The following is a 25,371-nucleotide window of genomic DNA, read 5'->3' as shown; positions in this document are numbered from 1 at the left end:
GGTGCGCTATGCTTCGGCAAAAGGGCAGCATACGGAGGGGAAAATGCTCATTGCAGTTGTGACCATCGCCATCGTTGCCGTCGTCATAACCGGTCTGGTTATCCTGTCTGCCATGCAGGACATTAACAACGATTACTGAATGCAGTAAAAAGAAAGCCCTTAAGACTACCAGAAGTAATCTTAAGGGCTTCTCGCTCCATCCGGCGCTTATCTCCGGCACTCAATATGGCTTAGCTCTTGAAGGAGCATAGGAATAATCTCATAAACCTTGACGCGCGAATTAACATTTCTTGCGGCCCGCCAGTAAGCCTCCCTTTTTCAAGGTGATAAAAAAGAAAAAAGGCCGCTTTTGCGGCCTTTCGCTTCAGATCACAGCCGTAGTCAGCCGCGACGAGCAGCACAAGCGATTCTGTTCATCCAGGATCTCAATCTCCCAGACCTGATGGCGTGAGCCAGCATGCAGCGCACGGCAGACGCCGCGCACCCGGCCGCTGCGCACGGAACGAATATGGTTGGCATTCACCTCCAGCCCCACCACCTTCTGCTCTCCTTCGGTGCAGAGATAGCCCGCCACCGAGCCCAGGGTTTCGGCCAGCACCACCGACGCACCGCCGTGCAGCAGCCCAAAGGGCTGATGGGTGCGGCTGTCGACCGGCATAGTGGCCTCCAGTTCATCCTCGCCGATACGGGTAAACTGGATATCCAGCAACCCCACCATATTCCCGTCGCCCATGGCGTTTAACGCCTGTAACGTGACAGCCCGTTTCCAGATCATCCCATAATCTCCAGTAAGGCCTGCAGTGGATGGCGCACGCCGTTGCCCTCGACGCGTTTGACCTGGCTGCGGCAGGAGTAGCCGGTCGCCAGGCAGCGGTTGCGCGGCAGGCGCTGCATCGCCTGGTGCCAGGAGAGCTCATAGATCCCCAGCGAGTTCGCATGGTTCACCACCTCGTGCCCGTAGGTTCCGGCCATGCCGCAACAGCCAACGCTGACGCTCTCCAGCTTCGCGCCAAAACGGGCAAAGATGGCCGACCACAGTGCTGGCGCGACCGGCAATGCGGTTACTTCTGTACAGTGTCCGAACAGATACCACGCCTCGCCGCTGGTCTCCTGGGCGGGTTGCGCATCGAGGATCGTCGGCAGCCACTCATGTACCAGCATGACGTGGAAGTCGCCGCGCTTGTCACCGAGGGTCTGCTTGTACTCATCGCGATAGCAGAGCACCAGCGCCGGATCGACCCCAACCATCGGCATACCCAGCTGCGCCACCCGGTTAAGGAAATCCGAGGTTTTTTGCGCGGTTTTCGCAAAGCGGTTGAGGAAACCTTTGATGTGCTGCGCCTTGCCGTTCGGTGAAAACGGCAGCAGCACCGGCTGGTAGCCTAACCGCTCGGCAAGACGAATAAAGTCCGCTACCACCTGGGCATCGTAATAGCTGGTAAAGGGATCCTGCACCACCAGCACCGTTTTCGCTTTTTGCTCTGCGCTCAGCGCCTCAAGCTGCTCGAGGGTCAGGTTGGCAGAGCGGTGGCCGACCATCTGACGCTGCAGGGAGGGCGTGGAGAGCAGCGGCAGGTCGATCATGCCGATATGCTTCTCGGAAAGTTTGCGTACCAGCGGCTGGTTAATAAAGAAGTTAAAGGTGCGCGGCGCGCGGGCCATCAGCGGGGCATAACTCTCCACCGTCGCGACCAGGTGATCGCGCATCGGGCGCAGATACCGGCTGTGATAGAGCTGCAGGAAGCGGGAGCGGAACTCCGGCACGTCGATCTTAATCGGGCACTGGGTAGAGCAGGCTTTACAGGCCAGGCAGCCCGACATCGCCTCTTTCACCTCGTGGGAGAAGTCATACTCCCCTTTACGCGCATGCCAGCTGTTGCGGGTGCGATCGATAAGGGTGCGCAGGCTGGCGCGTTTCTCCGGCAACTCTTTCTCCAGCGCAAGCGGATCGACGCCGCGTTCGGCCAGCAGGCGCAGCCACTCGCGCACCAGCGTCGCACGTCCTTTCGGCGAGTGAATGCGGTTGCTGGTGATCTTCATTGACGGGCACATCGGGCTTTTCGCATCGAAGTTAAAGCACAGGCCGTTGCCGTTACACTCCATCGCCCCGCGCCAGGAGGCGCGCACGGCTATCGGGATCTGGCGGTCAAAGGTGCCACGCTTGACCGCATCCACCTGCATCATCGGGGCGTCGACACCCTCCGGCGGACAGATTTTACCGGGGTTGAGGCGGTTGTTCGGGTCAAAGGCCGCTTTGATTTTGCGCAGCTCGCCATAGAGCTGTTCGCCAAAGAAGGCCGGACTGTACTCTGCGCGGAAGCCCTTCCCGTGCTCGCCCCACAGCAGGCCGCCATATTTGGCGGTGAGCGCCACCACCTCATCGGAGATCTGCTTCATCAGGATCTCCTGCTGCGGATCGCACATATCCAGCGCCGGGCGCACGTGCAGCACCCCGGCATCGACATGGCCGAACATGCCGTAACTCAGGCCGTGGCTGTCGAGCAGAGCGCGGAACTCCACGATATAGTCCGCCAGGTTCTCCGGCGGCACGCAGGTGTCTTCAGCAAACGGTATCGGCTTGGCAGCCCCTTTGGCGTTGCCCAGCAGCCCCACCGCTTTTTTACGCATCGCATAGATACGTTCGATGCCAGCGAGATCGTTACACAGCTGCCAGCCAATCACCCCGCCCTCGCCCCGGGCGATAAGTTCGTCCAGCCGCTGGCACAGGGCAGCGACCTGGCTTTCGATAAGCGCTGCGTCATCGCCAGCAAACTCAACAATGTTCAGGCCCAGCATCTCTTTATCGGGCACGTCAGCGATAAGTTCGCTCACCAAGTGCCAGACGATATCTTCCCGCGCCAGGTTGAGCACTTTTGAGTCGACGGTCTCAACAGACAGCGCCCGGGCATCCACCATAAACGGCGCATTACGCAGCGCAGAGTCGAAGGAGTTGTACTTCACATTCACCAGGCGACGCACTTTTGGCAGGCGGGTGATATCGAGACGCGCTTCAGTGATAAAGGCCAGCGTCCCTTCTGAGCCGGTGAGGATACGGGTCAAATCGAACTGGCTGAGATCGTCATTAAAGACATGACGCAGATCGTAACCGGTCAGGAAGCGGTTCAGTTTCGGGAATTTATCAATAATCAGCTGGCGGTTATCGCGGCAGCGTTCCAGCACGGTGCGGTAGATGCGCCCGGTGGCGGTGTTGTCCTTGCCGAGCGTTTCGGCAAGCTGAACCGGCACAGGCTGGGTATCAAGAATATCGCCGCCCAGCAGAACTGCCCGCACGCCGAGAACGTGATCGGAGGTTTTACCGTAGACCAGCGAGCCCTGTCCCGAGGCGTCGGTATTGATCATCCCGCCGAGAGTAGCCCGGTTACTGGTCGACAGCTCCGGGGCAAAAAAATAGCCGTAAGGCTTCAGAAACTGATTGAGTTGATCCTTAATCACCCCGGCTTCCACCCGCACCCAACCCTCTTCCGGGTTGATCTCGATAATGCGATTCATGTAGCGGGACATATCGACGACGATCCCCGTGTTAAGCGCCTGGCCGTTGGTGCCAGTGCCGCCGCCGCGAGGGGTGAAAATCAGCGAAGCGAAACGCTCCTGGGAGGCCACACGGGCCAGGAGTGCCACATCAGCGGTAGAACGGGGAAAAACGACTGCATCGGGAAGTAGCTGGTAGATACTGTTGTCGGTCGCCATGGTCAGCCGGTCGGCATAACGTGTGGCGGTATCGCCGGTAAAACCCTGTTGCTCCAGTGCCTGCAAAAAATTAAGCACCAGCTGAACGACGCCGGGTGCCTGAGAAATTTGTGGGATCATTACTGTCGACCCTGCCCAATCTTAAGAGTTGTAGATAATCGTTTGCGTTGTGTCTCACATTTTGTATCACATTTTAAACGTATCCGCCCGACAGAATTACAGGCAGAATCTGCCTGTTAAAAATGGCTGAAATCACTAATGATTGTAGTGATGCGGTTTTATGTTCTCGCCGGTTTGCCGGTGTTCTCAAAAGGTAAATTTCATCTATGGTCAATCGACACCAGCCCAGGGACGTTGCACAAGTTTTGCTGTCGGTGCTGTTTCTGGCAATCATGATTATTGCGTGTCTGTGGATTGTTCAACCCTTTATTCTCGGTTTTGCCTGGGCAGGAACGGTGGTTATCGCCACCTGGCCGCTATTTATTCGTCTTGAACGCTTACTGTTTGGTCGCCGGACGCTGGCGGTGCTGGTGATGACGTTGCTCCTGGTCCTGCTCTTTGTCATTCCTGTCGCATTGCTGGTTAATAGCCTGGTTGACGGCAGCGGCCCGCTTATTAGCAGTGTCACCAGCGGCGATATGACGCTGCCGGAGCTGGCCTGGCTCAACGATATCCCGCTGATTGGCGATAAACTCTATGCCGGCTGGCATAACCTGCTGGATATGGGCGGCAGCGCGATTATGGCGAAAGTACGGCCTTATATTGGCGCCACCACCACCTGGTTTGTGGGTACCGCCGCCCATCTTGGCCGCTTCGTCGTGCACTGCGTACTGATGCTGCTGTTCAGCGCCCTGCTCTACTGGCGCGGCGAGCAGGTAGCGCTGGGCGTTCGCCATTTCGCCACCCGTCTGGCCTCGACACGCGGCGACGCGGCGATGCTGCTGGCGGCGCAGGCCGTGCGGGCCGTGGCTTTAGGTGTGGTGGTGACCGCTCTGGTGCAGTCGGTGCTGGGCGGTGTGGGTCTGGCGATCGCCGGGGTGCCTTACGCCACCCTCTTTACGGTGCTGATGCTGTTAACCTGCCTGATGCAGCTGGGGCCATTGCTGGTTCTGGTCCCGGCGATTGTCTGGCTCTACTGGAGCGGCGATACCACCTGGGGCACCTTCCTGCTGGTGTGGAGCTGCGTGGTGGGCACGATGGATAACGTCATCCGCCCGATTCTGATTCGCATGGGTGCCGACCTGCCGTTGATTCTGATCCTCTCCGGCGTTATTGGGGGGCTGATTGCTTTTGGGATGATCGGTCTGTTTATCGGACCGGTGCTGCTGGCCGTCTCCTGGCGACTCTTCTCTGCGTGGGTGCACGAGGTCCCGCTGCCGCCGACCGATCCTGCTGTCCTGCTCGCCTCCCTTAACGAAACGGACGAGGTCAAAAAGTAACGCTCCCGTTCTGGTGGGTTCGCCCACCAGAATGTTAAGCTCCACTTATCAATTGGGTTTCCCTTTAGCGCTGCTAAAGCCTTTCCTGCGCGTAATTCCTTCAATCTACTTCATAAATTCTTCATGTTTTTTAAACTATTGAGACGAATCTGATCGACGCAAAAATTCCCTATGCCTACTATTAGGTCACGGTTATGAATCAACAACACCTTGATTTATAAGCATGGAAATCCCCTGAGTGAAACAACGAATTGCTGTGTGTAGTCTTTGCCCATCTCCCACGATGGGCCTTTTTTTATCCTGCAAACCAGGCGGGAGAAAAGATTCCCGCCTTTACAGCACCTTAGCTCGCGCTCTTCTCAACCGTGCAGTGACTCACCATACGCCATTCGCAAGGTAATACCCGGGTGTCGCCCGTCGCCTCGACAGTGACCACCTCGCGAATATCCGCCGACGATGCCCCGACCTGCAATTCAAACTCGCCCGGCTCAACCACGCGTTTGCCGTCCCGGCGCGTAAAGTTGAAGAGATCCACAGGCAGGGTAAAGGTGAGCGTGGCGCTTTCACCCGGAGACAGCGTGACGCGCTGGAAGGCTTTTAGCTCCTGCAAGGGCCGCACCTGGCTGGCGACTTTATCCCGGACGTAAACCTGGACCACTTCGCTCCCGCTGCGCTCGCCGCTGTTTTTCACGTCGATGCTCAGCGTCACCTCGCCGTCGACGGGCACCCTGCTCTCAGCCAGCCGTGCGGCTCCCCAGCTGAAGGTGGTCCAGCCCAGGCCATAGCCAAAGGGATAGCGAGCCCCAAAGTGGAAGGCGAACGGCGTACCGCCGCTTTTCAGCTTGTGGTTGTAGTAGAAAGGCATTGCCCCCGCGCTTTTCGGTACGCTGACCACCAGCCTGCCCTGTGGCTCTGCCCGCCCGGTCAGTACATCGGCGATGGCCCAGCCGCCTTCCTGACCCGGCGCCCAGGCCATCATCAGGGCCGCTACGCGATCTTCCAGCCCCTGCAGGTTGTATGGCCGCCCTCCCGTCATCACCACGATCACCGGTTTGCCGGTCGCCACCAGCGCCTCCAGCAACTGCTGCTGTACGCCGGGCAGATTCAGGCTGTCCGTATCCGAGCCCTCACCCACGGTGCCGCTCTGGAACAGGCCCGCCAGGTCCCCCACGCATGCCACCACCACATCGCTGTCGTTGGCGACCCGCACAGCGTGCGGGATGAGCTGGGTATCCTGCGAAACCGGCGACTGCTGCATCGGTTTACCGCTGCTGTCCCCCGGGAAAACCGGGGCCCCCGCCATACGTTTTTCGATGATATGACACCCTTGCGCATACTGAACGTGGGCCTCGCCCAGGTAGTGCTTCAGTGCCTGCAGCGGGGTGGTCACCTGAGCGGTCTCTTCCACCATGTCACTGATGATCAAATGGACCGGGAAGCTGTAGCCGCTTAACAGCGCCAGCGGATCGTCCGCCGTGGGCCCGACCACCGCCACGCGAGGTTTACCGGAGAGAGGCAGAACGCCGCGGTTCTCCAGCAGGGTGAGCGAGCGCGTCGCCACCTCGCGGGCCACCCGGCGAGTCTCGTCACTTTGCAGATCGATGGCGTTTTCGTCGGCATAGGGATGTTCAAAGAGCCCAAGGCGGAATTTTTCGGTCAGTATGCGGGCGACGATCTCATCCACTTTCTCCATGGCCATCAGGCCCCGCTCCACCGCCCCGGCCAGATGCCGGGCGCAGTCATCTTTTGGCAGTTCGACGTCTAGCCCGGCGTTAAAGGCCAGCGCGGCCGATTCGGCTGCATCGTGGGCTATCCCATGGTGCTGATGCAACAGACTCACGCCGCCGTAATCCGCCACGATGATGCCGTCAAAGCCCCACTGCTCGCGCAGCACGGTGGTGAGCAGGAAGTGGTCACTGTGGCCGGGTTGATTATCAATATCGTGATAAGCCGGCATCACTGACCCGGCATTCGCCAGCTTCACCGCCATCTCAAAAGGCAGCAGGAAGGTGTCGTTGAGTTCGCTGAAACCAAGATGGACCGGGGCGTGGTTGCGCGCCCCTTCGCTAAAGGAGTGGCCAACATAGTGCTTGAGGGTCGCCAGCAGATCGCGCTTATCGCCCTGCAAGCCCTTCACATATGCCGTTGCCATCACCCCCACCAGCCACGGGTCCTCGCCAAAGGTCTCTTCTGTTCGTCCCCATCGCACGTCGCGGGAGACGTCCAGCACCGGTGCCAGTCCCTGCTGGCAGCCAACCGAACGAGCCTCGTTACCTATCTGTTCAGCGGCACGCTGCACCAGCGCCGGATCCCAGGTTGAACCGTAGTTCAGTGAGGAGGGAAACAGGGTGGCGTCTTTACACAGCAGCCCCACCAGGCACTCTTCGTGGAACAGCGCCGGTATACCGAGCCGCGTCTCCTCCATCATCATGCGTTGCAGACGGTTAGCGGCGCGCACGCCGGTTCTGGCATCAACAATGTGGGTGCCCAGCGGACGGGTGATCTGCCCGACGCCCAGCTTCAGGCGTTCGCTCAGGGCGGCCTGTTCACTTACGCCGGCAAATTCATCGCTCAAATCGCTACGCTCACGGTGGTTGCCGTTCTCATCGAGGATCAGCCAGTAAGCGTGCATCTGGGCAAATTTCTCTTCCGGGGTCATGCGCGCCAGTAAGTCGGCGACGCGCTCCTGCACGGGACGGCCCGCATCCTTGTAAATAGCAGTCATCAGTTACTCCTGAGTTGCGGAATGAATTGCCGGGCTGAGGTGCCCTGCCTCGTTACGGGTTTCACGTTTGCTGGCGAGTTCACGCGCAATGGTATCCACCAGTCGGCTGTTGAGCTTGTAGACAGCCAGCAGCAGCACCATGCAAATAAACAGGCCGCAGGGGATCAGGGTGAACAAGGCGTTGATCGTAGAGAGCACGTGCGGGGCCTGGGTGGCCTCTCCCGGCGCGTAATCCACCATCCCCAGCACCCAGCCCACCACGGCACCGCCCAGCGCAAGACCAAATTTGATGGCGAACAGCGCAGTAGAGAACACCAGCCCGTCGAGTCGGCGACCGCTGCGATGCTCTTCGTAGTCCACCACGTCCGAGAACATGGTCCACTGGAGCGGCGTGGTCAGGTTTTGTATGAAGCTGAAGATGATATTCAAACCAAAGATCAGCCAGACCTGGGAGGGCGGAATGAAGAAAATCAGCGCGCCAAAAATAACGAAGGTAATAATGGTCCACTGATAAGCGCGAACCCGGTCAAATTTCCCCAGCAGGCGTTCGGATAATAAAGCGCCACTCAGCGAAGCCACCATCCCAGAGACAATAAAGGCAAAAATCAGTTCGGGGCGCAGCAGAACATATTTCACGTAATACATCGTTGCTGACCCACGCGTGACCACCGCGGTAAGCAGGAGAATATTGAACAGAAAAACGATTCGCCACTGGCTATTTCCGGCCAGCAGTTTTAAATCCGTCAGCATTGAGCCCGAGGTGTCATTACGGGGAGAATAACGTTCGCGGGTCATAAAGAAACAGCAGAAGAATAAGATAATGCCTAATAACCCCATAAGGCTCATGGCATAAAAATAGCCCTTCTGAACGTTATCATTGCCTAAATAAGAGACCAGCGGTAAGGCGATAACCGTGACGATCAGACCGCCGATAAACGACAAACCAAAACGCCAGGATTGCAGGGAGTGGCGCTCGCGCGGATCCAGCGTCAGAGCGCCGGGCATTGCGCAGTAAGGCACGTTAATGGCGGAGTAGATAAGGCTTAAAATAGCGTAGGTTACGCAGGCATAGATAATTTTTGCCGTGGCGCCTACGTCCGGAACATAGAAGGTAATCAGGCAGCTGACGCCAAACGGAATGGCGAACCAGAGCAGCCAGGGGCGAAAACGACCGTGGCGGGTTTGGGTGCGATCGACCAGCGCCCCAATACAGGGATCGACAAAGGCATCCACTACCCTGACGACTAAAAACATGGTACCCATAATGGCCGCAGGCAGGCCAAAAACATCGGTATAAAAGTAGGCCAAAAATAACGTCGCGGTTTGCCAAACCAGCGCGCTGGCCATATCACCTAATCCATAGCCTATTTTATCCTTCGTACTCAATACAGAGGAAATTGTCATTTTTAATGAGCCTTTTTATCAGGTTAAAATTATTTCAACCAGCTGCGCAAGAATCAGATTCGTGCGCATTCGAGGCTCAATTATTAGCAACGCTTTGCCCGCTAACAATTGTCTAAATTAACAGACAAATTATGATATTTAGTTTTTTGATTTATTTGTGATGGAGAGCAAGTCTCAGGGGAAATAAAAAAGGTGAGGATCAATATCCTCACCTTTTATCGTGCATAAGCTGAATGTTACTTTTTCAGTTCGGCCAGGCTCAGCCAGGTTTGTACCACGGTATCCGGGTTGAGGGAGAGACTGTCGATCCCCTCGTCCATCAGCCATGCGGCAAAGTCTTCATGGTCGGACGGGCCCTGACCACAGATACCCACGTACTTACCCTGCTTCTTCGCGGCGCGGATGGCCATCGACAGCAGCGCTTTAACCGCCTCGTTACGCTCATCAAACAGCGCGGAAACCACGCCGGAGTCGCGATCCAGACCCAGCGCCAGCTGCGTCATATCGTTCGAGCCGATAGAGAAGCCGTCGAAGTGTTCCAGGAACTGCTCTGCCAGCAGGGCGTTGGACGGGATCTCACACATCATAATGATTTTGAGCCCGTTCTCGCCGCGCTTCAGCCCCTGACGCGCCAGTTCGTCAATGACCGCTTTCGCCTGATCCACGGTCCGCACGAACGGCACCATGATCTCAACATTGGTCAGCCCCATATCGTTACGCACGCGTTTTACCGCCTCGCACTCCAGGGCAAAGCAGTCGCGGAAGCTGTCAGAGACATAACGACCGGCGCCACGGAAGCCCAGCATCGGGTTCTCTTCTTCTGGTTCATAACGCTCGCCGCCCACCAGGTTGGCATATTCGTTAGATTTGAAGTCGGAGAGACGCACGATGACGCGTTTCGGGAAGAATGCCGCACCCAGCGTCGCAATCCCTTCAGTCAGACGGCCAACGTAGAACTCTTTCGGCGAGTCGTAGCCCTTCATCATCTCGCGGATCTCTTTTTGCAGCTTCTGATCCTGGTCGTCGAACTCCAGCAGCGCACGCGGGTGAACCCCGATCATACGGTTGATGATGAACTCCAGTCGCGCCAGGCCAACGCCTTCGTTTGGCAGGCAGGCGAAGTCAAACGCCCGGTCCGGGTTGCCGACGTTCATCATAATCTTCAGCGGCAGATCCGGCATGGTATCCACGCTGGAGCTCTTCACGCTGAAGTCCAGCAGCTCCGCGTAGACATAACCGGTGTCGCCTTCGGCGCAGGAGACGGTGACGTTCTCATCGTCCTTCATACGTTCCGTGGCGTCACCACAGCCGACGACCGCCGGAATACCCAGCTCACGGGCGATGATCGCCGCGTGACAGGTGCGACCGCCACGGTTGGTGACAATTGCCGAGGCCTTTTTCATGATCGGTTCCCAGTCCGGGTCGGTCATGTCTGTTACCAGCACGTCCCCCGGCTGGATACGGTTCATTTCGCTGATATCGTGGATAACCTTCACCGGGCCTGCGCCGATGCGGTGGCCGATGGCACGGCCTTCAGCGATGATTTTGCCCTGGGCATGCAGGGTGTAACGCTCCATCACCTGGCCGCGGGAACGGACGGTTTCCGGACGCGCCTGGACGATGAACAGTTTGCCGGTGTTACCGTCTTTCGCCCATTCGATATCCATCGGACGGCCATAGTGCTTCTCAATCTGCACCGCCTGCTTCGCCAGCTCCTGCACCTCGGCATCGGTCAGCGAGAAGCGATCGCACTGTTCCTGCGGCACATCTTCAATGCGAACCTGCTTGCCGTGCTCCTGGGTTGGGGCGTAAACCATGCGGATCTTTTTCGACCCCATGGTACGGCGCACGATAGCCGGGCGATCCGCAGCCAGGGTTGGCTTGTGAACATAGAATTCGTCAGGGTTGACGGCACCCTGCACCACCATCTCGCCCAGACCCCAGGCAGAGGTGATAAAGACCACCTGATCGAAACCCGATTCGGTATCAATAGAGAACATCACCCCTGATGAGGCCAGATCTGAACGCACCATGCGCTGCACGCCCGCCGAGAGCGCAACGCCACGGTGGTCATAACCCTGATGCACGCGATAGGAGATTGCGCGGTCGTTAAACAGGGAGGCAAACACATGTTTTACCGCCACCAGCACCGCATCGTAGCCCTGCACGTTGAGGAAGGTCTCCTGCTGTCCGGCGAAGGAGGCATCTGGCATATCTTCTGCGGTCGCAGAGGAGCGCACGGCAAAGGAGGCCTGCGCATCGTCAGCGGAAAGCTGGTTGTAGGCGTCGTGAATGGCTTTTTCCAGTTCAGGCTGGAAAGGTGTGTCGATGATCCACTGGCGGATCTGAGCCCCGGCTTTTGCAAGCTCGGAGACATCATCAATGTCCGTATTATCCAGTAGTTCGTAAATGCGCTGGTTTACGCCGCTTTGATCCAGAAAATAGTTAAAAGCATCGGCGGTGGTAGCAAATCCATTCGGTACGGAGACACCCATACTGGACAGATTTGTAATCATTTCACCCAGGGAGGCATTTTTGCCTCCAACTCTGTCTACATCATTCATGCCGAGTTGGTTATACCAAAGCACCAGCGGTGACGAGCCATTGTTGGACATCGAAACAATCCTTTTATGATATATGAACGGGTTTTGAGAAGTTCCTTACTGCGTATTTATACTGTCATATTTATTCGCGCTAAAAAAACGGTGAATCGTGTAAGCACATTTATTTTTTAGCTTTTCAGACTCTTCCCGCTTAAATGCTAACCTAATGATTCTTATGGATTCCCACAAAAATACTCAGACTTTAGGGTGATTTTGAAAAATGAAACACCCCTTTCATTTAAAATAAAAATAGCGTTTCATTTTTATTTTCCGGCCTACATTGCCTGTTGTATTTTACTTTTTTAATTTATGCTTTCAGTCAATTACATCTGATATACGAGTGTGCAAAATGGATAATGCTGTCGATCGCCACGTTTTTTATATTTCCGATGGTACGGCCATCACCGCCGAAGTACTGGGCCACGCAGTCATGTCGCAGTTCCCGGTTTCCATTAACAGCATCACCCTGCCGTTTGTAGAAAACGAGAGCCGCGCCAGAGCGGTGAAAGATCAAATCGATGCCATTTTTCAGCAGACCGGCGTGCGCCCGCTGGTCTTCTATTCGATTGTCATCCCGGAGATTCGCCAGATCATTTTGCAGAGCGAAGGCTTTTGCCAGGATATCGTCCAGGCGCTGGTGGCCCCTCTACAACAGGAGATGAAACTGGATCCCACCCCGGTGGCGCACCGCACCCACGGCCTGAACCCGGCGAACATCATTAAATATGACGCGCGTATCGCCGCCATCGATTACACTCTCGCCCATGACGACGGCATTTCGCTGCGTAATCTCGATCAGGCCCAGGTCATTCTGCTCGGGGTGTCGCGCTGCGGTAAGACCCCTACCAGCCTCTATCTGGCGATGCAGTTCGGGATCCGCGCCGCCAACTACCCCTTCATCGCCGATGACATGGATAATCTGGTGCTTCCGGCAGCGTTAAAACCCCTGCAACATAAGCTGTTTGGTCTGACCATTAACCCGGAACGCCTGGCGGCCATCCGTGAAGAGCGCCGGGAAAACAGCCGCTACGCCTCGATGCGCCAGTGCCGTATGGAGGTGGCTGAAGTCGAAGCCCTGTACCGAAAAAACAATATTCCGTGTCTGAACAGCACCAACTATTCGGTCGAAGAGATCGCCACCAAAATTCTCGATATTATGGGCCTGAATCGCCGCATGTACTAACAGCCTAGTACATTGGTTCATAATCCTTTATACTCGCTCCCCATTACAGGGCACGTCTGTGCCCTGCACTTGAAATCAGCGGGGATTGGTTTAAGGTGATGCCCATCACTTCCCGGTAAGTTACCGATGAAGCACTACATTCTGAGAAATACCATGAATAAAACCGATGAACTGCGCACAGCGCGTATCGATAGCCTGGTGACGCCAGCAGAGCTGGCCCAGCGGTACCCTGTTTCTGCGACAGTAGCCGAACACGTGACAACGTCACGAAAACGTATTGAAAAAATCCTTAATGGGGACGATCGCCGCCTGCTGGTGATTGTCGGTCCCTGCTCTATTCACGACCTCGACGCAGCGATGGACTACGCCCAGCGCCTGAAAGGACTCCGGGATAAACACCAGTCACGACTGGAGATCGTGATGCGTACCTACTTTGAGAAACCGCGCACGGTGGTAGGCTGGAAGGGGCTGATCTCGGACCCCGATTTAAACGGCAGCTACCGGGTCAATCACGGCATCCAGCTGGCACGTAAACTGCTATTGCAGGTCAACGAACTTGGCGTGCCTACCGCCACTGAATTTCTCGATATGGTGACCGGGCAGTTTATTGCCGATCTCATCAGCTGGGGGGCGATTGGCGCCCGTACCACCGAAAGCCAGATCCACCGTGAAATGGCCTCGGCGCTCTCCTGCCCGGTGGGCTTTAAAAACGGCACCGACGGCAATACCCGCATCGCGGTAGATGCCATCCGCGCCGCCCGCGCCAGCCATATGTTCCTGTCGCCGGACAAGAACGGTCAGATGACCATCTATCAGACCAGCGGCAACCCCTACGGCCATATCATTATGCGCGGCGGCAAACAGCCAAACTATCATCCCCAGGATATCGCGGAAGCCTGCGATACCTTGCGCGAGTTCGACCTGCCGGAACAGCTGGTGGTGGATTTCAGCCACGGTAACTGCCAGAAGCAGCACCGTCGCCAGCTCGACGTCTGCGACGAGGTTTGCCAGCAGATCCGCAACGGCTCCAGCGCCATTGCCGGGGTGATGGCGGAAAGTTTCCTGCGCGAAGGTACGCAAAAAGTGGTGGTCGGCCAGCCTGTTACTTACGGACAGTCAATCACCGATCCTTGCCTGAGCTGGGAAGATACTGAAGTGCTGCTGGATAAACTGGCGGCGGCGGTGGACTCACGCTTTTAGCACCTGCGCCGGGTGGCGGCTACGCCTTACCCGGCCTACAAACCCCTACCGTAGGCCCGGTAAGTTAAGCACCAACGGGCTTTTTTTCAGGTCGCATCTCTCAAGCCTCTCACCTTTTCTCACAAAAAGAGTTGCTGGACCGGTCAGTTTATCGATAATGCTTATCAATGTTACATTGATTGCTATTTTAAAAAATTATATATCACCTATGGATAACAGTGCAGCAACGCTTACCCGTCATGAAGACAAAACCGCGCCAGCTCCGGAGGCGACCGATCGCCGTATCGACAGTAAACAGCTGCTGGGCGAAGAGGGACGCGTCATCATTGAGCATCATGGTCAGCACTACCTGTTGCGCCAGACACATGCCGGAAAACTCATCCTCACAAAATAATCCCTTCGCCACCGCAGCCGGTATTCTCACGCGTTAGCTTGAGCAACTCACCTCAAGCCGCTTGCCCCAGTCTGGCGGGCGGCTGATATAGTCATCGTTACGGTCAGCAAACGGCGTCCGCAGGGCCTCATGCAGGCGGTGAAGCTCAGCGTAATCGCCTTTTTCGGCCTGTTCGATCGCCCGCTGCGCCAGCCAGTTACGCAGCACCATCGCCGGGTTGACGGCATTCATTTGGGCCTGACGCACATCGTCGGCAACATTCTCCTGCTGCAGGCGCGCGCGGTAAGACGCAAACCAGTTATCAAAGGCCTGACGGTCGATAAACTCATCGCGAAGCGGCGAAGCGGGGCTCTGCTGCTCGGTTTGCCCCAGCATGCGGAAGGTGCGGGTGTAGTCGCTGCCTTCCCGGGCCATCAGCGCAAACAGGTTATTCAGGATGGTGTTATCGCCCTTCTCCTCGGTCATCAGCCCCAGCTTGCGGCGCATCAGTTTGCCGTATTGCTGCAGGAGCACCTCCTGATAGCTATCCAGCGCGTCGTTGAGCGCTTCAACATCAATGAACGGCGACAGGGTCTGGGCCAGACGCTGCAGGTTCCACAGCCCGACAGCAGGTTGGTTATCAAAGCTGTAACGCCCCTGATAGTCGGAGTGGTTGCAGATATAACCCGGCTGATAGTCATCGAGGAAACCGTACGGGCCATAATCGATAGTCAGCCCGAGAATCGACATGTTATCGGTATTCATTACGCCGTGAGCAAAGCCCACCGTCTGCCAGCTGGCGATCAGGGATGCGGTACGCGCCACCACGTCGCGGAACCAGAGAATGTACTTATCGGCCTCGTCCTGCCACTGCGGCCAGTAGTGACGAATAACAAAATCTGCCAGCTGGCGGACTTTTTCCGGCTCGCGGCGATAGTAGAAGTGTTCAAAATGGCCGAAACGGGCATGGCTCCGGGCAACACGGATCAGCATGGCTCCCTGCTCCATCGTTTCACGCGCGACGGGGGTATCGCTGGTGGCAATCGACAGTGCGCGGGTAGTGGGAATGCCCAGGGCATGCATCGCCTCGGAAGCCAGGCTTTCGCGGATGGTGGAGCGCAGCACGGCGCGACCGTCGCCCATACGCGAGTATGGCGTGAGCCCGGCCCCTTTCAGGTGCCAGTCCATCGTTTGGCCATTGGCAAGCTGCTGTTCGCCAAGCAGGATCCCCCGCCCGTCACCCAGTTGTCCGGCCCAGACGCCGAACTGGTGCCCACTGTAGACTTGCGCCAGCGGCTGCATGCCCGGCAGCAGCGTTTCGCCGCCAAAGACGCCAGCGCCCTGTTCAGGGCGAAAGAGCGAGGCCGGGATTGCCAGTTCGTCTGCCAGCGCCGTGTTATGCCAGATTAGACGGGCATTGTTCAGGGGCGTGGGTTTCAGGGCCGTGTAAAAACCGGGTAGTTCATCATGCCAGTGCGCGGTAAAAGACAGGGTCATAGGTCCTCCTGCTTTTAGTGTAGTGGGTTTGTCAGATGTTAAACACCGGTTAAGACCAAGGTTATCACTGCACCAGGGACGTGATCCGCTCAAGGGGAACGGCAGGCCAGAGGTTGCCCTGCATGGCACTGAAGCCATAAACCGACAGCCGTTGCAAGGCGATCTCATCATTAACGCCCGCCACCATCAGCGACTGACAGTACGGCGATACCTGGGCAAAGATAGCCCGTAAAAAAGGATCGAAGGTATTTTCAGTAAGATGATTCTGAATGAAATTTTTATCCAGCGCCACGCGTTTAAACATGCCATCAAAAATGGCTTTGGTTGACGCATCCCCGGTTCCGAAATTACCCAACACCAGCGGAAAGCGCAGCGCAAAATTCATTAGCGTGTTATTTAAATTACCTTTATTAAGGTCAGGGTAGTTCTCATAAATGGTGAACTCCAGCCATGGATATCGTTCACATATTGAAACACCTTCGTCTTCTGTTAACAGGTATTCAACGATAACCGGGGAGATATTTATCCAGGCGATGAGCTGTTGCTGAATAAAAAAGAGCTTGCAGGTTTCAAGCAAGGCGAGCTGCTCCTGAAACAGCATCAACTCCTGTACAGGGGTTAGCATAGGCCGCACCAGCTCGGTAGGTATGCGCACCTGGTTGTTAACGCCAACAAAGTTGACGTTTATTTCAAGTCCTTTAAGCGCTCCTGAGTCATGGCGCGCAGGGACTAATAAAAATTCTGTTTGGTACGCAATATCCAGCATCACAATCATGGCATCCGTCCTGATTTAAAGACGATACATGACATCCTGAAACATGTGCTGAAGCAATTCAACCTTATGGGTTTTAATAGGAATAATTTCATTCGTTCCTTTTAATTTTCGGATTTTCCTTAGCCCTGAAATAATCTTATCCTGGTTGCTGCTTAATAGCCAGTTTAGCTTAACTACCAGAATTGCATCAAATTAATTCAGACCTCTGGCCTCCCGGTAAATTAAGCCTTAAAACGAATTTCATTTAAAAATTATCCTGCGTCGCGCCCGCCTGGCGCGACGGGGTTAAATACGCCGGGCTTGCCAGAAATTTTTGCGCCAGTAAACGTTGTTGAGAGACGAACGCATTACACCGCGGCTGGTCGAGGCATGTATAAATTGATTATCGGTATCGTAGATTCCGACATGCAGGCCGCTCTCTCCGGAGCCGGTTTTGAAGAACACCAGATCGCCCGGTAACAGATCGTCTTTATCAATTTCGGTGCCTATAGTTGCCTGCTGGCGCGTTTCTCGCGGCAACTGCAGGGCAAACTTGTCGCGAAACGTCAGCAGGACAAACCCTGAGCAATCCACCCCACCACGGGTCATGCCGCCGTAACGATAAGGCGTGCCTCCCCAGCTATGGAGTTGATCGTTAAGACCGGCAATTACGGCGATAGAATCAGACAGCCGCGCGTTGGGCGGCGGTGCGCGATGGCTGCTGCATCCTGCAAGGAATAGCGCGGCTACCAGGAGAAAACAGAATCGCATTCCCGACGAATCCTCTGATTTTTTGAATTTTCTGTAATTTAGCCTGTGAATATGTCGCTGTGCAACAAGCGGTTATTCCTGTGACGTCGAAATGATCATTCTGTGACCTTCGATGTCCAGGCGGCGGAAAGACATCTCATACGCTTTCGCCAGATTCGGCGGCGTCAGCACGCTGTCACGCGCCCCGCTGGCAATGAGTTGCCCCCGCTTCAGCAGCCAGACGCGATGCGCGTGGCGTAGCGTATGGTTGAGATCGTGGCTGCTCATGACTACCGCAACCCCCTGCTGTGAAAGTGCGCTCAATGCTCTGTCGAGCGCTACCTGCTGGGCCACATCGAGACTGGTCATGGGTTCATCCAGCAGCAGCAGTTGACCGTGGGGATTGCCCTGGGGATGGATTTGCAGGATCACCGCTGCCAGCCGCACACGCTGCCACTCTCCCCCCGAAAGCTGACTGACGTTTCGGGACAGCTTATCTTCAATACCCAGCATCGCTGCCACGTCACTTAACAGCCCCTTTTGCGGGTTGGTATGCTGATGCAGCGTCAGATAGTGCCAGACCGGCATAGCGAACGGCGCAGTTTGCTGCTGTGCCAGATATGCCCTGCGGCAGGCCAGCGAGGCGGGAGACCAGCGCGAAAGGGGTTCCCCCAGTAAGGTAATGTTCCCTTCACCACCGGTTAAACCCGCCATACGGGAGAGCAGCGTGCTTTTCCCGGCACCGTTCGGCCCGACAAGATGCACGATCTCCCCACCATTGACGGTGCTATCGAGCGGGCCCAGCCGCCCTTTCACCGCTACGGCACTGAGCTGCATCAGGACGGTCATTAGCTGGCCAGCGCCTTTTCAACCGCAGAGGTGATGGCCGGATCGTCTGGCGTCATATCCGGTGAAAAGCGCTGGATCACCTTCCCGTCGCGACCGATCAGGAACTTCTCAAAGTTCCACAGGATGTCCTCCGGTGAGAGCGGCGCGCGGCCTTTACTGGCCATACGATCATAAAAACCGCTGCCCTCTGGCGCCAGGGCGGTTGGTGCTGCCGCAATCAGCTTCTGATAAACCGGATGGCGGTTCTCACCGTTAACATCCACTTTACTGAACATCGGGAAGGTCACGCCATAGGTTGTGCTGCAGAATGTTTTGATCTCTTCTTCGCTGCCTGGCTCCTGGCCGAGGAACTGATTGCAAGGGAAGCCCAGCACGCTGAACCCCTCTTTTTCCCGCGCCTTTTGCATCGCTTCCAGTTGCTCATACTGGGACGTCAAACCGCATTTAGAGGCCACGTTAACCACCAGCAGCACTTTGCCTTTGTAGCTTTCCAGAGTGGTCTTTTCCCCATCAATGGTCGTCACTTCGGTGTTCAGAATATCGTTCGGCATAACATTCCCTCAGGTTGATGTTCAGAGTGGCAGCCTTAGCGGCCCGCTTTTAATAATAGCCAGATAAATACCGGTGCTCCCAGCGTAGCGGTGACAACACCAATCGGCAACTCTGCTGCGGTCAGTGCCAGACGCGCAATGATGTCGGCAATAAGCAGCGTAGCGCCGCCTGTTACGGCCGCAGCAGGCAGCAGCAAGCGATGGTCGGTAATCCCGCACAGACGCAGCATATGGGGGATAACGAGGCCGATAAAGCCGATGGCCCCAGACAGCGCCACACTCACCCCCACCATCCAGCCGATGGCGATCACCAGGATGTTGCGCCAGAAGGTTAGCGGCAGTCCCAGTTGGCGAGCAGAAACTTCGCCCAGCACCAGGATGTTCAGCGGCGCGGCCTGAAAGCAGCCCCAGACGATGGCAGGCACCAGCAGCAACATTAGCCAGCCCTGTTCCCAATTCACGCCACCGAAGCCGCCCATCATCCAGTACATCAGCTGGCGCAAATCAAATGAGGTAGAAAAATAGACCGCCCAGGTCATCAGGGCGCTACAGATGATGCCCAGCGCCACCCCGGCAAGCAACAGACGGCTCACTGAGAGATGACGACGGGCAAAGCGCAACAGAATAAGGGTAATGATGAGTGCCCCGGCAATAGCGCAGAGGCTCAGTTCCCCTCCTGACAGGGCTCCCCCACCCAGCATCACAGCGGCAATCAACCCGACACCCGCCCCGTTCGAAACGCCCAACAGGCCAGGCTCCGCCAGCGGGTTATCAAACAGCGCCTGCATAATTGTCCCGCTTAGCGCCAGCGCAGCGCCCACCAGCACCACGGCCAGCGTGCGCGGCAGGCGGATTTGCCAGATAAAGAGCTCCCCCTGCGGCGTAAACCACGACTGCGGCCCGATCCATTGATCGCCCGCGCAAAGGCTCAGGCCCAGCGCGGTAATCAGCGCCAGCAGCAGTAAAAGCACTTTACGCAGATCGGAACGGTATTGCTGACGGGCAAATTCAGGCATTGGAATCATTTTGCGGGAGAAAGATGTAGTTGATTTTACGGTGGGTTTACAGCAGCGCAAAGAAAAAAGGCCGCTTTCGCGGCCTTTTTAGTTAGATCATCTCACTCTGCTTTGGGTGAAGCGTTTTCGACACGGCTTTTTAACTTCTGGCCGGGTCTGAAGGTCACCACGCGGCGAGCCGTAATGGGAATATCCTCACCCGTCTTCGGGTTACGACCCGGACGTTGATTCTTGTCGCGCAAATCAAAGTTACCAAAGCCGGAGAGTTTCACCTGCTCACCGTTTTCCAGAGCGCGACGGATCTCTTCGAAAAACAGCTCAACCAGCTCTTTGGCATCCCGTTTGCTAAGCCCAAGCTTATCAAACAGATATTCGGACATTTCAGCTTTTGTAAGCGCCATAGGTTCAATCCCTCAATGATGCCTGGAATCGCTCTTTTAATGCCTCTACACATTTGGCAACGGTAGCGGCAATCTCCTCTTCTTCGAGTGTACGGCTGGTATCCTGAAGGATCAGGCTGATAGCCAGGCTCTTAAAGCCCTCTGCCACGCCCTTGCCGCGGTACACGTCAAATAAGTTTACGCCAACTACCTGATTTACGCCAACTTTCTTACATTCGGCCAAAATATCTGCGGCAGGCACATTTTCGGCCACGACAACGGCGATATCACGACGGTTTGCCGGGAAGCGAGAAATCTCCTGAGCCTGAGGAATGACGCGGTCTGCGACCTTGTTCCACTCCAGCTCAAACGCCAGTGTACGGCCATTGAGATCGAGTTTGCGTTCCAGTTCCGGATGCACAACACCAATGAAACCAACGCGTTCACCTTTCAGATAAATCGCGGCACTTTGCCCCGGATGCAGCGCCGGAATAGCTTCAGCACGGAACTCAATTTCAGACAATTTACCGGTAAGTTCCAGTACAGCTTCCAGATCGCCTTTCAGATCGTAATAATCAACGCTGTTTTTACTGAGATCCCAGTGCTCTTCATAGCGGTTGCCGCAGATAGCGCCCGCCAGCATCAGATCCTGACGGATACCCAGGTTCGCCTGAGTGTCCGGCACAAAGCGCAGACCGGTTTCGAAAATGCGTACGCGGCTCTGCTGACGGTTCTGGTTGTAGACGATGGTAGTCAGCAGGCCGGTCAGCAGCGACAGGCGCATCGCGGACATCTCGCTGGAGATTGGGCTTGGCAGGATCAACGCTTCCTGGCCCGGGTGGATCAGCTGCTGCACTTTAGGGTCAACGAAGCTGTAGGTGATCACTTCCTGGTAGCCTTTATCGATCAGCATGGTCTTCACACGCTTCAGAGAGAGGTCAGCTTCACGGTGGGAGCCCATCACCAGGCCAGCCTGTACCGGCTCATCAGGAATATTGTTGTAGCCGTAAACGCGGGCCACCTCTTCCACCAGATCTTCTTCGATCTCCATATCGAAACGCCAGCTTGGCGCAACGGCTGTCCACTGGTCCTGGCCTTCGGTTACTTCACAGCCCAGACGACGCAGAATGTCGCTCACCTGCGCATCGGCAATGTGGTGGCCAATCAGGCGATCCAGTTTGCTGCGGCGCAGGGTGATGGTCGCAGGCTTCGGCAGATGCGCCTCGCTGGTCACGTCAATAACCGGACCGGCTTCGCCACCGCAGATGTCGATCAGCAGGCGGGTAGCGCGCTCCATCGCTTTGTACTGCAGCGCCGGATCGACGCCGCGCTCATAGCGGTGAGAAGCGTCGGTATGCAGGCCGTGACGACGTGCGCGACCGGTAATGGAGAGCGGGCTGAAGAAGGCGCATTCCAGCAGCACGTTCTGGGTTTCATCGTTCACGCCGGAGTGGTCGCCGCCAAAGATCCCGCCCATCGCCAGCGCCTGGCCATGGTCGGCAATCACCAGCGTGTCGGCATTGAGTTTGGCTTCGCTGCCGTCGAGCAGAACCAGGGTCTCGCCCTCTTTCGCCATACGAACCACAATGCCGCCTTCAATGCGATCTTTATCGAACGCGTGCATTGGCTGACCCAGCTCCAGCAGAACGTAGTTGGTCACATCAACCACGGCATCGATGGAGCGGATGCCGCAGCGGCGCAGCTTCTCTTTCATCCACAGCGGAGTAGGCGCCTTAACGTTAATGCCTTTAACCACACGGCCAAGGTAGCGCGGACAGGCCTCTGGTGCGTCAACCTGAATCGATACCGTATCGTTGATGGTGGCAGCAACCGGTGCAATCTCTGGCACGTTCAGTTCGGTCTGGTTCAGCACAGCGACGTCGCGCGCAACGCCGATAATGCCTAAGCAGTCGGCACGGTTCGGCGTCACGCTGATTTCGATGGTGTTGTCATCGAGCTTCAGGTATTCGCGCAGGTCGGTACCGATCGGGGCATCTGCTGGCAGCTCAATGATGCCAGAGTGGTCGTCAGAAATACCCAGCTCAGAGTAAGAGCACAGCATGCCTTCAGACGGCTCGCCGCGCAGTTTCGCCGCTTTAATTTTGAAATCGCCAGGCAGTACCGCCCCAACGGTGGCCACGGCTACCTTCAGGCCCTGACGGCAGTTTGGCGCGCCGCAGACGATATCCAGCAGGCGTTCGCCGCCCACGTTCACTTTGGTGACACGCAGTTTGTCTGCATTCGGGTGCTGGCCGCACTCCACCACTTCACCCACAACCACGCCATTAAACGCACCTGCAACCGGCTCAACGCCGTCCACTTCCAGGCCTGCCATGGTGATCTGGTTAGAGAGCGCCTCGCTGTCGAGCGCGGTGTTTACCCATTCGCGTAACCACAGTTCACTGAATTTCATTGTTCTGTCCTGCCCTTATTTAAACTGTTTGAGGAAACGCAAATCGTTTTCGAAGAAAGCGCGTAAGTCGGTCACGCCATAACGCAGCATGGTCAGGCGCTCCATCCCCATACCGAACGCAAAGCCGGAGTAAACTTCCGGGTCGATGCCGACATTACGCAGGACGTTCGGGTGCACCATGCCGCAGCCCAGCACTTCCAGCCATTTGCCGTTTTTACCCATCACGTCAACTTCGGCAGAAGGTTCAGTGAACGGGAAGTAGGAAGGACGGAAACGGATCTGCAGATCTTCTTCAAAGAAGTTGCTCAGGAAGTCGTGCAGAGTACCTTTCAGGTTGGTAAAGCTGATGTTTTTATCCACGATCAGCCCTTCCATCTGGTGGAACATCGGGGTGTGGGTCTGGTCGTAGTCGTTACGATAGACGCGGCCCGGCGCGATAATGCGGATTGGCGGCTGCTTCTCTTTCATGGTACGGATCTGTACGCCAGAGGTCTGGGTACGCAGCAGACGGGTAGCATCGAACCAGAAAGTGTCGTGGTCAGCACGTGCCGGGTGATGGCCTGGGATATTCAGGGCATCGAAGTTATGGTAATCGTCTTCGATTTCCGGGCCGGTCGCCACGGTAAAGCCGAGCTCACCGAAGAAACTTTCAATGCGGTCGATAGTTCGCGTGACCGGATGCAGACCACCGTTTTCAATACGACGACCCGGCAGGGAGACGTCGATGGTTTCTGCAGCCAGACGCGCATTCAGCACAGCGCTTTCCAGCGCGTTTTTACGCTCGTTCAGCGCCTGCTGAACCTGCTCTTTGGCTTCGTTAATTACCGCACCTGCAGCCGGGCGCTCTTCTGGCGGCAATTCACGCAGGGTAGTCATTTGAAGGGTCAATTGCCCTTTCTTGCCCAGATATTCCACGCGGACATTGTCTAACGCGGCAACATCTGAGGCCTGGTTAATGGCGGCCGTTGCACTGGCAACCAGCTCTGCGAGATGTGACATGGTTTTCCTCGTTATGTAGCGATATTTACAAGCGGCAGATACGAAAAAAGCCTCCATCAGGAGGCTTTCTGGCGCTGTTTTCCGTTTCGTCTTTCACGCGCTAGCCTCCTGATGTCAGGTGCTAAAGTAAAAGAAGAAGCGGAAAATAGCAGCATTCATGCTTGCGTTACCTTGTGTGGTATGGGACCTGTCGCCCTATTGAAAAGGGTCGCCAGAAAATTGTCAATGTTTTGATGCTGTTGAAACGAAAAGAGGGAGCAGAGCTCCCCCTTTCAACTGGCTTATGCCAGAGCTGCTTTCGCTTTTTCGACCAGAGCGGTGAACGCTACTTTGTCGAATACTGCGATGTCAGCCAGGATCTTACGGTCGATTTCAACAGAGGCTTTTTTCAGGCCGTTGATGAATTTGCTGTAAGAAATACCGTTCTGACGTGCTGCTGCGTTGATACGCGCAATCCACAGTTGACGGAACTGACGCTTACGCTGACGACGGTCACGGTAAGCGTACTGACCAGCTTTGATAACAGCCTGGAAGGCAACGCGGTATACGCGTGAACGCGCACCGTAGTAGCCTTTAGCTTGTTTCAAAATTTTCTTGTGACGTGCACGTGCAATTACACCACGTTTTACGCGAGCCATGTGTGCTCTCCTGTATCTATTCTAAGTTAAAAAAGTTAAACGTTAACGACTTATGCGTACGGCAGGCACGCGATTACCAGGCCCAGATCGCCTTTAGAAACCATGGCTTTTGGACGCAGGTGACGTTTACGCTTGGTAGCTTTCTTAGTCAGAATGTGACGCAGGTTAGCGTGCTTGTGCTTAAAACCACCTTTACCGGTTTTTTTGAAGCGCTTAGCAGCACCGCGTACGGTCTTAATTTTTGGCATTTTAATAACTTCCACTTCGCATTGTTAAATAAACGAAACGTAGGCGAACAAAACCTGCGAAGCCTGTCGGCTCCACAGGAATTGCTACTTGAAGGCCTTACTGTTTCTTCTTAGGAGCGAGCACCATGATCATCTGGCGGCCTTCGATCTTCGTAGGGAAGGATTCGACTACTGCCAGTTCACTCAGATCGTCACGGACGCGGTTAAGCACTTCCATACCGATCTGTTGGTGGGCCATCTCACGACCGCGGAAACGCAGCGTGATCTTGGCCTTATCGCCATCTTCCAGAAAGCGAATCAGGCTGCGGAGTTTTACCTGATAATCGCCATCGTCGGTACCAGGACGGAATTTAATTTCCTTAACCTGGATAACTTTTTGCTTCTTCTTCTGTTCCTTAGAAGACTTACTCTTTTCATAAAGGAACTTGCCGTAGTCCATGATACGACAAACTGGCGGTTCGGCGTTAGGGCTGATTTCAACTAAATCTACTCCAGCTTCTTCAGCCTTTTCGATTGCTTCTCTCAGACTCACAATCCCCAGCTGCTCGCCTTCCAGACCTGTTAAGCGAACTTCCTGGGCGCGAATCTCGCCATTGATACGATTCGGACGTGCCGTTTGAACTCGTTTTCCGCCTTTAATA

At 55.9% G+C, this 25,371-nt stretch carries 22 protein-coding genes, 1 other RNA gene and 1 other annotated feature; of the genes, 5 read left to right on the top strand and 18 right to left on the bottom strand.

The annotated features are described in order from the left end of the window. Positions 1–364: 364 nt before the first annotated feature. Positions 365–775: a 1,4-dihydroxy-2-naphthoyl-CoA hydrolase gene (gene menI / locus GNG29_RS09670; RefSeq protein ID WP_103179321.1), complete on the bottom strand. Its 411-nt coding sequence runs from the start codon at positions 773–775 to the stop codon at positions 365–367. Continuing rightward, positions 772–3,828 (bottom strand): FAD-binding and (Fe-S)-binding domain-containing protein, encoded by a 3,057-nt coding sequence (locus GNG29_RS09665; RefSeq protein ID WP_156654365.1) that lies wholly within the window; start codon positions 3,826–3,828, stop codon positions 772–774. The genes menI and GNG29_RS09665 overlap by 4 nt, the downstream gene beginning before the upstream one ends. Positions 3,829–4,034: 206 nt before the next feature. Here GNG29_RS09665 and ydiK point away from each other — a divergent pair, with 206 nt between their 5' ends. Together ydiK and rprA are read left to right on the top strand one after the other, a co-directional pair. Then, positions 4,035–5,147 carry an AI-2E family transporter YdiK gene (ydiK, locus tag GNG29_RS09660; protein WP_103179319.1) on the top strand — a complete coding sequence of 371 codons (1,113 nt, stop codon included), beginning with the start codon at positions 4,035–4,037 and terminating at the stop codon, positions 5,145–5,147. 188 nt (positions 5,148–5,335) lie between these two features. Then, positions 5,336–5,446, top strand: an RNA gene (gene rprA / locus GNG29_RS09655) — antisense sRNA RprA. A 44-nt stretch (positions 5,447–5,490) separates the two neighbouring features. On the opposite strand, the gene GNG29_RS09650 is transcribed toward rprA, so the two are convergent. From GNG29_RS09650 to ppsA, 3 genes are all read right to left on the bottom strand, one after another. Then, complete coding sequence (locus GNG29_RS09650; protein WP_156654364.1) at positions 5,491–7,872, bottom strand: glycoside hydrolase family 3 N-terminal domain-containing protein; 2,382 nt, start codon at positions 7,870–7,872, stop codon at positions 5,491–5,493. Positions 7,873–7,875: 3 nt separating this feature from the next. Further along, the gene (locus GNG29_RS09645) at positions 7,876–9,276 is read right to left on the bottom strand and encodes an MFS transporter (RefSeq protein WP_103179317.1); all 1,401 of its coding nucleotides are present in this window, start codon (positions 9,274–9,276) and stop codon (positions 7,876–7,878) included. Between the two features lie 236 nt (positions 9,277–9,512). Further along, the gene (gene ppsA, locus GNG29_RS09640; RefSeq protein WP_103179316.1) at positions 9,513–11,891 is read right to left on the bottom strand and encodes a phosphoenolpyruvate synthase; all 2,379 of its coding nucleotides are present in this window, start codon (positions 11,889–11,891) and stop codon (positions 9,513–9,515) included. Between the two features lie 337 nt (positions 11,892–12,228). Here ppsA and GNG29_RS09635 point away from each other — a divergent pair, with 337 nt between their 5' ends. The 3 genes from GNG29_RS09635 to hemP all read left to right on the top strand — a co-directional run bounded on the left by GNG29_RS09635 (position 12,229) and on the right by hemP (position 14,656). Then, positions 12,229–13,062 carry a pyruvate, water dikinase regulatory protein gene (locus tag GNG29_RS09635; RefSeq protein WP_103179315.1) on the top strand — a complete coding sequence of 278 codons (834 nt, stop codon included), beginning with the start codon at positions 12,229–12,231 and terminating at the stop codon, positions 13,060–13,062. 153 nt (positions 13,063–13,215) lie between these two features. After that, entirely contained in the window at positions 13,216–14,262 is a 1,047-nt protein-coding gene (gene aroH, locus GNG29_RS09630; protein ID WP_103181075.1) for a 3-deoxy-7-phosphoheptulonate synthase AroH, read from the top strand. 157 nt (positions 14,263–14,419) lie between these two features. Next, entirely contained in the window at positions 14,420–14,656 is a 237-nt protein-coding gene (gene hemP / locus GNG29_RS09625) for a hemin uptake protein HemP (protein ID WP_156654363.1), read from the top strand. A 33-nt stretch (positions 14,657–14,689) separates the two neighbouring features. Here hemP and selO read toward each other — a convergent pair whose 3' ends face one another. The 13 genes from selO to infC form a co-directional block, all read right to left on the bottom strand. After that, positions 14,690–16,132: a protein adenylyltransferase SelO gene (gene selO, locus GNG29_RS09620; protein ID WP_156654362.1), complete on the bottom strand. Its 1,443-nt coding sequence runs from the start codon at positions 16,130–16,132 to the stop codon at positions 14,690–14,692. A gap of 64 nt (positions 16,133–16,196) precedes the next feature. Next, positions 16,197–16,907, bottom strand: coding sequence for an EAL domain-containing protein (locus tag GNG29_RS09615; RefSeq protein WP_156654361.1), 711 nt, complete (start codon positions 16,905–16,907; stop codon positions 16,197–16,199). A 285-nt stretch (positions 16,908–17,192) separates the two neighbouring features. Then, positions 17,193–17,657, bottom strand: a complete 465-nt coding sequence (locus tag GNG29_RS09610; RefSeq protein WP_103179311.1) for an NlpC/P60 family protein — start codon at positions 17,655–17,657, stop codon at positions 17,193–17,195. 72 nt (positions 17,658–17,729) lie between these two features. Continuing rightward, positions 17,730–18,485, bottom strand: coding sequence for a vitamin B12 ABC transporter ATP-binding protein BtuD (btuD, locus tag GNG29_RS09605; RefSeq protein ID WP_103179310.1), 756 nt, complete (start codon positions 18,483–18,485; stop codon positions 17,730–17,732). Then, positions 18,485–19,036 (bottom strand): glutathione peroxidase, encoded by a 552-nt coding sequence (locus tag GNG29_RS09600; RefSeq protein WP_156654360.1) that lies wholly within the window; start codon positions 19,034–19,036, stop codon positions 18,485–18,487. Before GNG29_RS09600 ends, btuD begins: the two co-directional genes overlap by 1 nt. A 35-nt stretch (positions 19,037–19,071) precedes the next feature. Further along, on the bottom strand, positions 19,072–20,052 hold the full coding sequence (gene btuC, locus GNG29_RS09595; protein ID WP_156654359.1) for a vitamin B12 ABC transporter permease BtuC: 981 nt from the start codon (positions 20,050–20,052) through the stop codon (positions 19,072–19,074). A gap of 101 nt (positions 20,053–20,153) precedes the next feature. After that, positions 20,154–20,453 (bottom strand): integration host factor subunit alpha, encoded by a 300-nt coding sequence (gene ihfA, locus GNG29_RS09590; RefSeq protein ID WP_006820203.1) that lies wholly within the window; start codon positions 20,451–20,453, stop codon positions 20,154–20,156. Between the two features lie 4 nt (positions 20,454–20,457). Next, entirely contained in the window at positions 20,458–22,845 is a 2,388-nt protein-coding gene (pheT, locus tag GNG29_RS09585) for a phenylalanine--tRNA ligase subunit beta (protein WP_156654358.1), read from the bottom strand. Positions 22,846–22,860: 15 nt separating this feature from the next. Then, on the bottom strand, positions 22,861–23,844 hold the full coding sequence (pheS, locus tag GNG29_RS09580) for a phenylalanine--tRNA ligase subunit alpha (RefSeq protein ID WP_156654357.1): 984 nt from the start codon (positions 23,842–23,844) through the stop codon (positions 22,861–22,863). 40 nt (positions 23,845–23,884) lie between these two features. Beyond that, positions 23,885–24,008, bottom strand: a sequence feature (Phe leader region). Continuing rightward, positions 23,959–24,003 carry a pheST operon leader peptide PheM gene (gene pheM, locus GNG29_RS09575; RefSeq protein WP_001386830.1) on the bottom strand — a complete coding sequence of 15 codons (45 nt, stop codon included), beginning with the start codon at positions 24,001–24,003 and terminating at the stop codon, positions 23,959–23,961. It overlaps the preceding feature by 45 nt. A 117-nt stretch (positions 24,009–24,125) precedes the next feature. Next, positions 24,126–24,482: a 50S ribosomal protein L20 gene (gene rplT / locus GNG29_RS09570; protein ID WP_000124850.1), complete on the bottom strand. Its 357-nt coding sequence runs from the start codon at positions 24,480–24,482 to the stop codon at positions 24,126–24,128. A gap of 50 nt (positions 24,483–24,532) precedes the next feature. Then, on the bottom strand, positions 24,533–24,730 hold the full coding sequence (gene rpmI, locus GNG29_RS09565; RefSeq protein WP_001124225.1) for a 50S ribosomal protein L35: 198 nt from the start codon (positions 24,728–24,730) through the stop codon (positions 24,533–24,535). A 97-nt stretch (positions 24,731–24,827) separates the two neighbouring features. Next, complete coding sequence (infC, locus tag GNG29_RS09560) at positions 24,828–25,370, bottom strand: translation initiation factor IF-3 (RefSeq protein ID WP_023616141.1); 543 nt, start codon at positions 25,368–25,370, stop codon at positions 24,828–24,830. Between the last annotated feature and the right edge of the window lies 1 nt (position 25,371).

Origin of the sequence: Leclercia sp. Colony189 (genome assembly GCF_009740165.1) — a bacterium.
Classification (GTDB): Bacteria; Pseudomonadota; Gammaproteobacteria; order Enterobacterales; family Enterobacteriaceae; genus Enterobacter.
Note: the sequence above shows the minus strand (reverse complement) of the source record. Positions and strands in the feature narration are given on the sequence as shown.

Bases quoted from the DNA above. Each gene is read 5' to 3' on its own strand.
- rplT (WP_000124850.1), bottom strand. From the start codon at position 24,482: ATGGCTCGCGTAAAACGTGGTGTAATTGCACGTGCACGTCACAAGAAA.
- pheT (WP_156654358.1), bottom strand. From the start codon at position 22,845: ATGAAATTCAGTGAACTGTGGTTACGCGAATGGGTAAACACCGCGCTC.
- GNG29_RS09615 (WP_156654361.1), bottom strand. From the start codon at position 16,907: ATGATTGTGATGCTGGATATTGCGTACCAAACAGAATTTTTATTAGTC.
- ppsA (WP_103179316.1), bottom strand. From the start codon at position 11,891: ATGTCCAACAATGGCTCGTCACCGCTGGTGCTTTGGTATAACCAACTC.
- ihfA (WP_006820203.1), bottom strand. From the start codon at position 20,453: ATGGCGCTTACAAAAGCTGAAATGTCCGAATATCTGTTTGATAAGCTT.
- btuD (WP_103179310.1), bottom strand. From the start codon at position 18,485: ATGACCGTCCTGATGCAGCTCAGTGCCGTAGCGGTGAAAGGGCGGCTG.
- GNG29_RS09650 (WP_156654364.1), bottom strand. From the start codon at position 7,872: ATGACTGCTATTTACAAGGATGCGGGCCGTCCCGTGCAGGAGCGCGTC.
- GNG29_RS09610 (WP_103179311.1), bottom strand. From the start codon at position 17,657: ATGCGATTCTGTTTTCTCCTGGTAGCCGCGCTATTCCTTGCAGGATGC.
- selO (WP_156654362.1), bottom strand. From the start codon at position 16,132: ATGACCCTGTCTTTTACCGCGCACTGGCATGATGAACTACCCGGTTTT.
- ydiK (WP_103179319.1), top strand. From the start codon at position 4,035: ATGGTCAATCGACACCAGCCCAGGGACGTTGCACAAGTTTTGCTGTCG.
- btuC (WP_156654359.1), bottom strand. From the start codon at position 20,052: ATGCCTGAATTTGCCCGTCAGCAATACCGTTCCGATCTGCGTAAAGTG.
- aroH (WP_103181075.1), top strand. From the start codon at position 13,216: ATGAATAAAACCGATGAACTGCGCACAGCGCGTATCGATAGCCTGGTG.
- hemP (WP_156654363.1), top strand. From the start codon at position 14,420: ATGCTTATCAATGTTACATTGATTGCTATTTTAAAAAATTATATATCA.
- pheS (WP_156654357.1), bottom strand. From the start codon at position 23,844: ATGTCACATCTCGCAGAGCTGGTTGCCAGTGCAACGGCCGCCATTAAC.
- GNG29_RS09600 (WP_156654360.1), bottom strand. From the start codon at position 19,036: ATGCCGAACGATATTCTGAACACCGAAGTGACGACCATTGATGGGGAA.
- GNG29_RS09635 (WP_103179315.1), top strand. From the start codon at position 12,229: ATGGATAATGCTGTCGATCGCCACGTTTTTTATATTTCCGATGGTACG.
- GNG29_RS09665 (WP_156654365.1), bottom strand. From the start codon at position 3,828: ATGATCCCACAAATTTCTCAGGCACCCGGCGTCGTTCAGCTGGTGCTT.
- menI (WP_103179321.1), bottom strand. From the start codon at position 775: ATGATCTGGAAACGGGCTGTCACGTTACAGGCGTTAAACGCCATGGGC.
- GNG29_RS09645 (WP_103179317.1), bottom strand. From the start codon at position 9,276: ATGACAATTTCCTCTGTATTGAGTACGAAGGATAAAATAGGCTATGGA.
- rpmI (WP_001124225.1), bottom strand. From the start codon at position 24,730: ATGCCAAAAATTAAGACCGTACGCGGTGCTGCTAAGCGCTTCAAAAAA.